The sequence below is a fragment of the Herbaspirillum sp. genome, assembly GCF_035644555.1.
GTDB lineage: Bacteria > Pseudomonadota > Gammaproteobacteria > Burkholderiales > Burkholderiaceae_D > Herbaspirillum.
In genome coordinates this window covers 1-12,067 of record NZ_DASQOH010000019.1, presented here as the reverse complement: position 1 = coordinate 12,067, position 12,067 = coordinate 1, and the positions used below count along the sequence as shown (strand labels likewise).

Below are 12,067 nucleotides of genomic sequence, written 5' to 3'. Positions count from 1 at the left end.
GTGCGGATTTCATGGGCCAGGTCGCCGGAAAACTGCGCCAGGTGGTCGTAGCCGGCTTCCAGGCGATCCAGCATGGCATTGAAGGAGAGCGCCACGCGGCGAAGTTCGGCCGGCATGCCGTGCTGCTCCAGGCGCGCCGAGAGGTGGTCCGGGGTGATCTGGGCGGCGCGCAGGCTCATCGCTTCCAGTGGTTGCAGGCCGCGCCGCAGCAGCAGGAAGCCCAGCAGTGCGGTCAGCACGATCGCCCCGGTGGCGGCGCCGGCGATGCGCCAGCGGTAGCTGCGCATCATCTGGTCTTCCTGCACCATCACGTAGGCGGCGACGATCTCGACCAGTTCTCCATCCTTGCCATCCTTGCCACCCTTGCCCACATCGGCCAGGGCCGAGACCCAGCGCACCCGCACGCCATCGGCGCGCTCGCTGGTCAGCAGGCTGGCCGAGGTCACCGGCGTACGCACGGGAAGCGGCGTCATGGCCGGCGGCGTGAGGTGGTCGGGATTGCTCTGGATGAAGGGGCCTTCACCCAGGCGCCGGAAGATGCGTACGTCTTGCTCATTGCCCATCATGCTCTCGAAGAGGGCGGGCCGTTGTTCCATCTGCTCGACGTTATACAGGTCGTGCATCAGGTTGCGGAAGTGTTCGACACGACCGATCAGCGCCTGGTCGGCCCGCAGCGACAGGGCATCGCTGGCAGCACGGTCCAGATAGAAACCCAGGCCGGTCACCACCAGGCTGGTCATCAGCGCGAACAGGGCGGTGACGCGGGCAGTCAGGGTCCAGCCACGGACCGCGGGCGCGAGCGGGACGGTGGCGCTCATGGGTCTTCCGAGAACATGTAGCCGACGCTGCGCACGGTGTGAATCAGTTTCCGGTCGAAGGGGGCGTCGATCTTGGCGCGCAGGCGTTTGATGGCGACATCCACGACATTGGTGTCGCTGTCGAAGTTCATGTCCCAGATCTGCGAAGCGATCACGCTGCGCGAGAGGGCCTCGCCCTGGCGCTTGATAAGCAGGTGCAGCAGCATGAATTCCTTGTTGGTGAGCGCGATGTGGATGCCCTGGCGGGTGACCTTGTGGCGCACGTGATCGAGCTGCAGGTCGGCGATTTCGTAGACTTCGGCTTCGCGGGTGACGCCACGCCGCAGCAGGGTACGGATGCGCAGCACCAGCTCGGTGAAGGAAAAGGGCTTGACCAGGTAGTCGTCGGCGCCCAGCTGCAGGCCGCGGATGCGGTCGTCGACATGGTCCTTGGCGGTCAGGAACAGCACTGGCAGGTCGCGCTTGCTGCGCAGCGCACTCATGACCTGCCAGCCGTCCAGGCCGGGCAGCATCACGTCCAGCACCACCAGGTCGTAGTCCTGCTCCAGGGCCATGTGCAGGCCGTCGGTTCCGGTACGGGCCAGGTCGACGGCATAGCCGGACTCGCGCAGGCCCTTGCGCAGATAGTCACCGGTCTTGGGGTCGTCTTCGATTACCAGGATCGCCATGGGTGGGGAAGTGCGCCGCTGCAAAGGCGGGCAGGATGCGGGAAAATGCTGTTGATTCTAGCAATGGCGGACTTTTTCTTCATGACAAAATTGTCATCAAATTGCCACTTGACTGTCACCCCCTGGCTTTTACCATGGCTTCACATCGGCAAGGCCCAGGTCTTGCCTCTCACCCTTTTTTGCCGGAGCGCACCATGCTGATCAAGATTCGTCCCGACCAGATCGAGATTCCGACTGCATCCGAGATCACGCCGCAGGATGTCTACCTGTCGCGCCGTAGCTTCATGACCCGCGTGGCGGCCGGTGCGGCGCTGGCCGGCGGCATGGGGGTGTTGCCGCAGGCCTTTGCCCAGCAGGGGCGCAAGCTGCCGGCCAAGCTCAATAACGCCTATGCGGTGATGGACAAGCAGACGGCGTACAAGGACGCCACCAGCTACAACAACTTCTACGAGTTCGGTACCGACAAGGCCGACCCGGCCAAGAACGCCGGGACCCTGAAGACGGCGCCCTGGACCATCGACATCGAAGGCGAGGTGAAGAAACCCTTCACCCTGGACCTTGATGCACTGACCAAACTGGCACCGCTGGAAGAACGTATCTACCGCATGCGTTGCGTCGAAGGCTGGTCGATGGTGATCCCCTGGATTGGCTATTCGCTCTCGGCCCTGATCAAGAAGGCCGAGCCGACCGGCAACGCCAAGTACGTCGAATTTGTCACCCTGGCCGACAAGAAACAGATGCCCGGTATCAGCGATCCCATCCTGAACTGGCCCTACCGCGAAGGCTTGCGCATGGATGAAGCCAATCACCCGCTGACCCTGCTGACGCTGGGCATGTACGGCGAAGTGCTGCCCAACCAGAACGGCGCGCCGGTGCGCATCATCGTGCCGTGGAAGTACGGTTTCAAGTCGGCCAAGTCCATCGTCAAGATCCGCTTCGTCAAGGACGAGCCCAAGACCGCCTGGAACATGTATGCCCCGCAGGAGTACGGCTTCTATTCCAACGTCAATCCCAACGTCGATCACCCGCGCTGGTCGCAGGCGACCGAGCGCCGCATCGGCGAGGACGGCTTTTTCGCACCCAAGCGCAAGACCTTGATGTTCAACGGCTATAACGACGTGGCCAGCCTCTACAGCGGCATGGACCTGCGCAAGTTCTTCTGAGGCGGACCGCCGATGCAGCTCGCTCCCGCCGTTCTTCGCAACCTCAAGCCGCGCAGCGTGACCCTGCTGTGGTGGGTGTTCCTGGCGCTGACCCTGGTACCGCTGGTCCGGCTGGTGGTGTTCGGCTTTACCGGCGGGCTGGGCGCCAATCCGTTGGAATTCATCACCCATAGCACCGGCGACTGGACGCTATACCTGTTCTGCATCACCCTGGCCGTGACACCCCTGCGCAAGATCACCGGCCTGAACTGGCTGGTGCGCATGCGGCGCATGCTGGGGCTGATGGCCTTTTTCTATCTGTGTCTGCATTTCATGACCTTCGTCTGGTTCGATCACTTCTTCGACCTCAGCGAGATCTGGAAGGATATCGTCAAGCGGCCTTTCATTACCGTCGGTGTGCTGGCCCTGGTGCTGAGCATTCCGCTGGCCATCACCAGTACCAACGGCATGGTGCGGCGCCTGGGCGGCAAGCGCTGGCAGGCGCTGCACCGGTTGGTGTACGTGATCGTGCCGCTGGGTGTGCTGCATTATTGGTGGGACAAGGCGGGCAAGAACCTGATCGCCCAGCCCCTGCTGTTTGCCGTGCTGGTGGGGGTGATGCTGGCGCTGCGCCTGATCTGGCGCAAGGGCAAGACGAGCGCCCCGGTCCGCTCCTGATTTCGCTTGTGGCGGCGCAGCCGCCCTGTTCATTATCGTCTGACCCTCACGGAGAAGCTTCCATGTCCCTGAAACCTATCGTCCTTGCGTCGGCGGCCGCCCTGTGCCTGGCGCTGGCTGCTCCCTTCACTTCTGTTCAGGCCGCTGAAGCGGCGGTGGCGCTTCCCGCGCCCAGCGGCAAGGCCTTGCTGGCTTCCAGCGCCCCCAGCGAGACCGTGGTGCTGGCGGGCGGCTGCTTCTGGGGCGTGCAGGGCGTATTCCAGCATACCCAGGGCGTCCTGCAGGCCGTCTCGGGCTATGCAGGCGGCAAGGCCGATACCGCCAGCTATTCCATGGTCAGCTCTGGCACCACCGGCCATGCCGAGGCGGTGCAGGTGACCTATGATCCGCGCAAGGTCTCCTTCGGCCAGCTGCTGCAGATCTATTTCTCGGTGGCGCACGATCCGACCCAGCTCAATCGCCAGGGGCCGGATCATGGCACCCAGTACCGGTCGGCCATCTTTACTGCCAGCGACGCCCAGCGGCAGGCGGCCCAGGCGTATATCGCCCAGCTCAACGCGGCCAAGGTGTTTTCCGCGCCCATCGTGACCCAGGTGGCACCGCTGCAGGGCTTCTACCGCGCCGAGGATTATCACCAGGACTACGCCACCCTGCATCCCAACCAGCCCTACATCGCCTACAACGACCTGCCCAAGATCAGCAACCTGCAGAAGATGTATCCGGCCATCTATCGCACCGACCCGGTGCTGGTGTTCAAGCGCTGAGACGGCGCCGATTAGCGCACCCGGGCGGGCAGGGATGAGACAATAGGCGGTCTGTCTCTCTTTGCCCGTCATGACTTCTCACGCCACCCTCCAGCTCGCCCTCGAGCATTTCGACCAGCAGGACTACGCTGCCGCCGAGCAGTTGCTGTTCGGCCTGCTTGATCAGCATCCCCGACACAAGGACGCACTGCACCTGCTGGGCAGCGTGGCCGCGGCGCAGGGGCGATTCGAGGAGGCTGCGCTGGCCTGGCAGCAGGCATTGCAGTTGGTCGATGCCGACAGCGACGAAGCTCTGGCCCTGCGCTACCGCCTGGGCCGGGCTTTCTATGAGCAGGGCCGCTTCGAGGATGCCTTTCTGTTGTACCGCGACCTGATCGAAGCCGGCTATCCACAACCGGAATTCTTCGTGTCCGCCGCGGCCGCCCTGCAGGGCATGTCGCCGTCCGGCCGTAACGATCCACAGGCGCTAGCCCTGCTGGAACAGGCGCTGCAGCGCGATCCCGACCGGGCCGATACCTGGCACCGCAAGGCGCTGCTGCACGAGCGTGCCGGTCAGTGGGAGGCAGCCCGCGAGAGCATCCACCGCGCACTGCGCCTGAACGACCAGTCCGCCCAGTTGTGGCTGGCCGCCGGCCTGATCGAACATGCCCTGGGGACCTACCCGGAGGCGCTGCGCTACTACGACCGGGCCCTGATCCTGGCACCGGACCTGGTGGATGCCCACGTCAGCCGCGGCACCACGCTGGCGCGCCTGCGCGACCACGAGGAAGCCATCGACAGCTATCGCCGCGCCTTGCGCATCGATGCCGGCGATGCCGATGCCCACGTCAATCTGGCGCTGTCCCTGCTGGCCCTGGGACGGCTGGATGAAGCCTTGCCGCTCTACGAATGGCGCTGGGAGGGGCGCGGCGCCGATCCCTATCGCCACGCCGCCATTCCCGCCTGGAATGGCGGCAGCACGCTGCTCGGCAAGCGCATCCTGCTCTGGGCCGAACAGGGGCAGGGCGATACCATCCAGTTCAGCCGTTACGTGCAACAGATCGTGCAAGCCGGTGCGGAGGTGGTGCTGGAATTGCCGTCCAGCCTGCTGCGGCTGATGCACAGCCTGCCCTGCGCCGACCGTATTCGGCTGCTGGCCATCGGCCAGGAACTGCCTGGAGTCGATGCACAGCTGCCGCTGATGAGCCTGCCGCTGGTGTGCAATACCAGCGTCGCCACCATTCCCGCCGAGCTGCCTTACCTGGTTGCCGAACCCGCGCTGCAGCAGCAATGGGCCGCCCGCATCACCGCCCGTGCGCCGCGGCTGCCGGGCAGGGTGCGCATCGGGCTGGTGTGTTCCGGTAACGCCGGCAACGTCAATGATGCGCGGCGCTCCATCCCGCTGGAGCGCTTCGCCCCGCTGGCTCAGGCACGCGATGACCTCGACTTCTTCGTGCTGCAGCCGGACCTGCGCGAGGCCGATGCGCGTTGGCTGCAGCAGGCCGGGCCGCACTGGCATGACCTCGGCGGCAGTATCGGCGACTTCGCCGATACTGCTGCGGCCCTGTCGTGCATGGATCTGCTGATCAGCGTCGATACCGCGGCCGCCCATCTGGCGGGCGCGCTTGACCTGCCGGTCTGGATCGCCTTGCCGTATGCGCCGGACTGGCGCTGGTTCCTGCAGCGTCACGACTCGCCGTGGTATCCGCGCGCGCGGCTGTTCCGCCAGCAGCAGGCCGGGGCATGGGATGAGGTGATCCTCATGCTCAAGGCGGCATTGGCCGTGACCCCGCTCGGCAGCGCATGAGCGAATGTGCGGGCAGGAGCGAGCGATTTACCCTTTTGGTTCATTTTCTCGAAATAATTCGAGTCCGTTTCCCGACTTCTGCCCTAACAGACAATTAGTCCCTTCTCGTATTTCCGCGATCATCCAACACCCATTCTTGTCCTGCGTCATCTCCCGCCGCTGACCGCGTCCGTGGTCGTTCCGGCTGCCTCGTCGAAACACCGGGAGCAGCCGTCAGGTTTCCTGCCAGTCGCTGTCCTCAGCGCCGGGACGAAGCCAGCCGCGCGATGGCCCATGCGGGCGAGACAACCGGAATTGATCGCAGATGAACGACAAACTCAAGCAACCCGGCCGCGTCCGGCCGCGGCCTATCCTGGCCATCGTACGTCATCCACTGCTGCTGGCCGCCACGCTGGCGGCCGCCGTGGCCGGCTGGAGCGGCCCGGCCGGCGCTGTCACCCTGGGTGAACTGGTCAGACAGGCGGCCTTCAACAATCCTTCCGCGCTGGCCCGCCAGCGAGCGGCCGAGGCGGCTGCCGAAGGGGTATCGGCGGCGCGCTGGCAATTCTTCCCCACGCCCTCGGTCTCGGTGGAACGCGCCGGCCTGACCAGTTCCCCCGACCTCTCCTACAACGGCGACGATACCGTCGTCACGCTGCGCCTGCAGCAGACCCTGTGGTCGGGTGGACGCCTGTCGGCCCAGCTGGAGCAGGCCGGCCACAACCAGCAATCGGCCGAAGAGGGCCTGCGCGAGCAGCGCTTCCGCCTGGCCGAACAGGTCATTTCCCAATACAGCCTGTGGGTGCGGTCCGACCTGGCCGCCGCCGCCAACCAAAAGAACCTGAAGGCGCTCGAGGATTTCCTGGCGCAGAGCCTGCGCCGCGAGAAGGAGGGCGCCGCCGCCAAGGTCGACGTCACGCTGGTGCGCGGTCGTCGCGACCAGGCGCTGACTGACCTGCTGGGTGCCAAGGCCGGTCGCCAGTCGGCGCGCCTGCAGCTGGAACAGCTGGTCGGCCTGCCCCTGAGCGACGATGAACTGCGCGCCGATATCGAGAAGCAGCCGGTCGATGACGACCTGGCGCTGCTTACCGAGGCCATGCTCGATGGCAGCCCGCTGCTCAAGCGCCTGCGCGCTGATGCCAAGGTCCAGGAGGCGGCAATCAAGATCCGCAGCGCATCCTACTGGCCGGAAGTCTATGCCCGCCTGGAGCATCAGCGCGGTAACTTCAGCGTACGCAACCAGCCGAGCAACAACCGCGCCTTCGTCGGCATGCAGATGCAGCTGGGTGCCGGCCTGTCGTTGGGCTCCGAAGTCGCCGCCGCAGAAGGACGTTACCAGTCGGCCGTGCTGGCCGTGGATGCGGCGCGCCTGGAGCTGGTCTCGCAGATCGCCGCCACCTTCACCGAATACCAGCAGGCCCTGGCCCGCGCCGGCAACCTGGACCAGGTCGGGCTGTCGGCCGAGGAGGTGCTGGCCTCCTATACCCGGCAATACCTGTCGGGCCGGCGGTCCTGGCTGGACGTGATGAACGCGGTACGTGAAGTGGTGCAGACGGACCTGCAGAAGGCCGATGTAACGGCCACGATCATCGCCGATGGTCGCAAGCTGCAACTGTGGGCGTACGGACTGGACCAGGTACGCTGAACTCGGAACAGCTGCGGGCGCAAGTATCGCCGCAGACAGCACGCCGGGGGGAGAGATGATCAATAAAACGCAGTTGAAGAACGCGATCCGGCGCAAGGAATTCATCGTCGTCTACCAGCCCATCGTGGCCCTGGCGGATGGCCATTGCGTCGGTGCCGAGGTCCTGGTGCGCTGGCAGCGCGAGAATGGCGCCTTGCTCCCGCCCGACCGCTTCCTGCCGGCGGCGCGGCGACACAGCTGCCTGGACGCCATCACTGACCTGGTCCTCGACCAGGCCATCGCCCAGACCGGCGCCATGCTGCGTGATCATCCCGGTCTGCACCTGGCCATCAATATCCCGGCCCATGATATCAACAGCGGTCGGATACTCGACATCATCGGCAGGAAGCTCTCCGGGACAGGCATCGCCTCGGCCCAGCTGTGGCTGGAGGTGACCGAGGGTAGCAGCATGGAGTCGCCAGCTTGCATGGCGACCCTGTCCCGTGCCCGTGGCAACGGGCATCTGGTGGCGCTGGACGATTTTGGCACCGGCTATTCCTGCCTGCGCTACCTGCACGAGCTGCCCTGTGATGTCCTGAAACTGGACCGCTCCTTCGTTTCACGCATCGGCGTGGATGCAACGCCGCACCCGGTCACTACCTGCATCATCGAATTGGCGCGGCAGCTCAAGCTCAGGATCGTTGCCGAAGGGGTGGAAACTCCGGTGCAGGCCAGCTATCTCAAGCAGGCCGGCGTCGATTACGCGCAGGGATGGTTCTTTGCGCGGCCCATGCTGGCCCCGGATTTCCTGCGTCATTGCGCCTGTCCCGGGGCGGTCGCGGTCGAGATGGCGGCGGCCTCCACCGTGCAGCTTGCCCGTCCAGTCGCGGCTGTGCCGGCGCTGGAAGAAGGTGAAGGACCAGCCGTCGGTACTTCGGTCGGTGCAGCGGAAATCACTTTTCCACTCTCTTCCGTGAAGCATTGACGCTTTGTCGCTTCGATACCGCATTTGATCTTCCCTAAAGAACAATTTCCGAGATGCTAATCCCTCTATAAAGTTAGTTTTGCGTTGCTTTTCATGGTCTTAAGGCAATGCTGTCACTAGCACCGACTTTCTGTCTGTTCCCCAGGTGACGAAAAGCGTCAGGCTCCCTCCGATTTCGGCAGAACTCGGAGGGAGTTTTTTTATAGACCATTGCCGGAGCGGATTCCGTGGCGTCATCGCAGTTCGGAGGATGGCCATGCAGGGTATTTTTTTCATCCCGACTCACTGCGTCTCGATGATTGACGACGTGCTTATCCGATAGTGAGAGACAAAATAAATAAAAGTGGAATTTTCTAAGTAAATATCGAGGCTTAAAAATATTTAATGCCCTAAAAGACAATTAAATATTTATATATTTTCAAAGATGATAGCCCTCAATTGACGATCTGCCGCAGCGCGATGAAAGACGCGCTTCCCCTCGGTAGTTGCCTGTATCTGCTGGCACGGCGATGCACTACCGATCACGCGGAATCTTGTTTATTTCAGTCGTCGCGGCTTGCATCGCCGGAGGGTGTCTGTCCCACCTGCTGCTTTCCCTGTCGATCAAGCCGAGCATGTCCCGATGATGCGTTGCGGTCCGTCCTTCCTCGCGGAAAGACTCCCGCCGCGCCTGATACCAAACCTAACGAATCGCCATGAGAAAGAACGTTCTTCGCCTCCACTGCCGCCGCCAGCCCGCTTCGTCGAGTCCGGCCACACTCTCGGACCACATGGGGTGCGGCAGCGGCCGCAACCTGTGCATCGCAGGGAGCGCACAATGAGCGAACTGGCCTCGTCCCTGTCCTGGACTCTCATGACCGCCGCCCGCCGTCAGGGCGTCGTGATCGACAGTGTCCGGCTCGACACCGCCATCGTGGCGGCGCTGAAGCAGTCAGGGGACGGCAACATCGACCTCAACCTGCTCTGCGGCGCGCTGAGCCTGCCCAAGGTCCAGCATCTGAAGACCCCCGACCGAAGCTGTCTGCCGGTCCTGGGCATCGTGCGCGAGCGGGGCTGGGGACTGATCGTCGACCAACGCCCCGATGGCCGCTGGATCTTCATCAGCGAGGAAGGCCATGCGCTGATCGGCGACGGCGAACTGCTCGATGGTGTCTACAAGGTGGACTTCGCTGCCCTGGCCGCCAAGGGCGGGCAAAACGGATTCGAACGCGTCTTCAAGGAAGCCCTCGCCGAATTCCGTCCGGTCATCATCGAGGTGGTCATCGCCTCGGTCGTCATGAGCATCATCGCACTCGGCGCGTCGATCTTCTCCATGCAGGTCTATGACCGCGTCATTCCGACGCATGGGGTGGCCACGCTGATCGTGCTGGCCATCGGCGTCGGCCTGGCCATCCTGTTCGAACTGGGCATGAAGTTCGCGCGCTCGCACATCATGGATACCGTAGTGTCCGGCCTGGATGCCAAGCTGTCGCAGGCCTTGTTCGAACGCCTGCTGTCGGTGCGCGTGGACCAGTTGCCGGGGTCGGTCGGCAGCCTCGCCGGCCAGTTGCGCGGCTACGAACAGATCCGCTCTTTCTATACCTCCCAGACCTTGTTCACCCTGGTCGACCTGCCGCTGGGCCTGCTCTTCGTGCTGGTGATCGCCTTCATCGCCAGCCCCTGGATGGCGGCGGTGCCGACGCTGTTCGGCCTGGCCGCGATCGCCATCGGCTATCTCTCCAATCGCAAGGTGGTGCGCCTGGCCGACAAGAGCGCCGCCGCTTCCAACCTCAAGACCGGCCTGCTGGTGGAAACCGTTGAAGGCGTCGAGACCATCAAGTCCGGCTCCGGCGGCTGGAAGTTCCTGTCGCGCTGGATTGACGTCAGCGCCGAATCGATCCGCAGCGACATGGCCATGCGCGCCATCGGCGATCATGCCGGCTACATTGCTGCCACCCTGCAGCAACTGAGCTATTCGACCACCGTCATCGTCGGCTCCTTTCTGGTCATCAATGGTCAGATCACCATGGGGGCGCTGATTGCCTGCTCTATCCTCGGTGGCCGCATCCTCGCCCCGGTGGCGATGATACCCGGCCTGATGGTGCAGCGTGCCCACACCAAGGCCACCCTGGCCGGCCTGGAAAAGATCTATGCCCTGCAGACCGACCAGGGCAGCGAGCGCCAGCTGACGCCGGACAGCCTGCGCGGCGAGTTCCGCGTGGAAGAGGCCAAGTTCACCTACGCCGGCAGCCTGCTCAATGCCATGACCATCGACCAGCTCTCCATCAAGGCAGGTGAGCGGGTCGCCATCCTGGGGCCGATCGGGGCCGGCAAGTCCACCATCCTGCGCCTGCTGTCCGGGCTGTATCGCCCGCAACAGGGCCGTATCTTGCTCGATGGTCTGGACATGGCCAACATCAACCGGCTGACCCTGAACCAGCACATCGGCTACCTGCAACAGGATCACCGGCTGTTCGTCGGTACCCTGCGCGAAAACCTGCTGATCGGCCTGCCCGACCCGGGCGACGAGGTGCTGCGCAGGGTCATGGAACGCACCGGTCTGCTGCGGCTGGTGGCCGCGCATCCCAAAGGACTGGACCTGCCCATCCAGGAAGGGGGGCGTGGCCTGTCCGGCGGCCAGCGCCAGCTGGTGGCGTTCACCCGGCTGCTGCTATGCCGGCCGGACATCTTCCTGCTCGACGAACCCACCGCGTCCATGGATGAAGACCTCGAGCGCCATTGCCTGAGCGTACTCAACGAAGAGATCAATGGGGGACGCACGCTAGTGGTGGTCACCCACAAGCCGGCCTTCCTGCCGATGGTCGAGCGCGTAATCGTGGTGGTCGGCAACCGGATCGTTCTCGATGGCCCACGGGATGCCGTCCTGGCGCGCCTGCGTGGTGAACCTCACGCCGCAGCACCCGGTGTCACAGCCTGAGGTGCGGAATGAAATCGCTTATGAAGAACATGAACTCGCATCAACCGCTGGTTTCGGCGCGCTGGATCTTGCGCCTGTCCATGGCCAGTGTCCTGCTCCTGCTGATCTGGGCCGCGGTGAGCCACATCGATCAGGTCACCCGCGCCCAGGGCCAGGTGATCGCGGTCTCGCGTACGCAATCGGTACAGGCCCCCGACGGCGGGCCGGTCAAGCAGATCCTGGTCAAGGAGGGCGAGGCGGTCAAGCAGGGGCAATTGCTGATGGTGCTGGAGCAGGACCGCATCCACACCTCGCTCAACGACAGCCGCGCCAAGGTCGCCGCCCTGCGCATCAGCCTGGCGCGCCTGCGCGCCGAAGTCTACGGCCATGCGCTGAGCTTCGATCCTGACCTGCTGGAATACAAGGAATACATCGCCAACCAGAAGGACCTCTACGTCAAGCGCAAGGCCCTGATCGACCAGGACCTGCAGGCCCTCAACGACATGCTGGGCCTGGCCTCGCAGGAACTGGAGATGAACCGCGCCCTGGAACAGACCGGTGACGTTGGCCGAGCCGACGTCCTGCGTCTGCAGCGCAATGTGGCCGACATCCGCGCCCAGATCAACAACAAGCGCAACAAATACTTCCAGGAAGCCCTGGTGGACATGACCAAGGTGCAAGAAGACCTGAATACCCAGCGTGAACAACTGGAAGACCGCACCCAGGT

Annotated in this window: 10 protein-coding genes; 8 read left to right on the top strand and 2 right to left on the bottom strand. The window is 64.0% G+C overall.

The features are described 5' to 3' along the window. Both VE092_RS06795 and VE092_RS06790 read right to left on the bottom strand, forming a co-directional pair. Positions 1-818: HAMP domain-containing protein (locus tag VE092_RS06795; RefSeq protein ID WP_324875126.1), on the bottom strand; the 818-nt coding region annotated here is incomplete at its 3' end. Further along, positions 815-1,486 carry a heavy metal response regulator transcription factor gene (locus VE092_RS06790; RefSeq protein WP_324875124.1) on the bottom strand — a complete coding sequence of 224 codons (672 nt, stop codon included), beginning with the start codon at positions 1,484-1,486 and terminating at the stop codon, positions 815-817. The genes VE092_RS06790 and VE092_RS06795, both read right to left, overlap by 4 nt. A gap of 194 nt (positions 1,487-1,680) precedes the next feature. On the opposite strand from VE092_RS06790, the gene msrP reads away from it, so the two are divergent. The 8 genes from msrP to VE092_RS06750 all read left to right on the top strand — a co-directional run. Further along, complete coding sequence (msrP, locus tag VE092_RS06785) at positions 1,681-2,649, top strand: protein-methionine-sulfoxide reductase catalytic subunit MsrP (RefSeq protein WP_324875122.1); 969 nt, start codon at positions 1,681-1,683, stop codon at positions 2,647-2,649. 12 nt (positions 2,650-2,661) lie between these two features. Beyond that, a complete protein-coding gene (locus VE092_RS06780) occupies positions 2,662-3,306 on the top strand; it encodes a protein-methionine-sulfoxide reductase heme-binding subunit MsrQ (RefSeq protein ID WP_324875120.1) in 645 nt (214 codons plus the stop codon). A 62-nt stretch (positions 3,307-3,368) separates the two neighbouring features. Beyond that, positions 3,369-4,070 carry a peptide-methionine (S)-S-oxide reductase MsrA gene (gene msrA / locus VE092_RS06775; protein WP_324875118.1) on the top strand — a complete coding sequence of 234 codons (702 nt, stop codon included), beginning with the start codon at positions 3,369-3,371 and terminating at the stop codon, positions 4,068-4,070. 70 nt (positions 4,071-4,140) lie between these two features. Next, a complete protein-coding gene (locus VE092_RS06770; RefSeq protein WP_324875116.1) occupies positions 4,141-5,856 on the top strand; it encodes a tetratricopeptide repeat protein in 1,716 nt (571 codons plus the stop codon). 304 nt (positions 5,857-6,160) lie between these two features. Next, positions 6,161-7,480 (top strand): TolC family protein, encoded by a 1,320-nt coding sequence (locus tag VE092_RS06765; protein ID WP_324875113.1) that lies wholly within the window; start codon positions 6,161-6,163, stop codon positions 7,478-7,480. A gap of 55 nt (positions 7,481-7,535) precedes the next feature. Continuing rightward, entirely contained in the window at positions 7,536-8,444 is a 909-nt protein-coding gene (locus VE092_RS06760) for an EAL domain-containing protein (RefSeq protein WP_324875111.1), read from the top strand. An 817-nt stretch (positions 8,445-9,261) separates the two neighbouring features. Beyond that, positions 9,262-11,361, top strand: coding sequence for an ATP-binding cassette domain-containing protein (locus tag VE092_RS06755; protein ID WP_324875109.1), 2,100 nt, complete (start codon positions 9,262-9,264; stop codon positions 11,359-11,361). A 20-nt stretch (positions 11,362-11,381) separates the two neighbouring features. Then, a partial coding sequence (locus VE092_RS06750; RefSeq protein ID WP_324875107.1) for a biotin/lipoyl-binding protein occupies positions 11,382-12,067 on the top strand: 686 nt, incomplete at its 3' end.